This is a genomic window from Vibrio sp. 10N.222.49.C9 (assembly GCF_041474985.1).
In the GTDB taxonomy this organism is placed as follows: Bacteria; Pseudomonadota; Gammaproteobacteria; order Enterobacterales; family Vibrionaceae; genus Vibrio; species Vibrio crassostreae_C.
In genome coordinates this window covers 1-241 of record NZ_JBFRVD010000724.1, presented here as the reverse complement: position 1 = coordinate 241, position 241 = coordinate 1, and the positions used below count along the sequence as shown (strand labels likewise).

1 pseudogene is annotated in these 241 nt (G+C 45.6%); it reads left to right on the top strand.

Annotation, left to right across the window (positions count from 1 at the left end):
- A pseudogene (locus AB4585_RS25270) lies at positions 1 to 241 on the top strand (YjiH family protein); the annotation flags it as partial.

Genomic DNA, 241 nt, shown 5'->3' with positions numbered 1-241 from the left:
TTTTACCTGTGGTTATGGCTGTCGGTACTGTAGGTTTGATCATTGCAGAAGCCACTCCGATATTCACTTGGTTGGGTGCTCCTTTTGTACCAGTATTGGAAATGCTAAACCTTCCTGAAGCAACAGCCGCTGCGGAAACGGTTCTAGTGGGTTTCACCGATATGTATGTCCCTTCGATTATTGCGGCTTCTAGCATTGATAGCGACCTTACAAAGTTTGTCATTGCTGCGCTATCTATCAC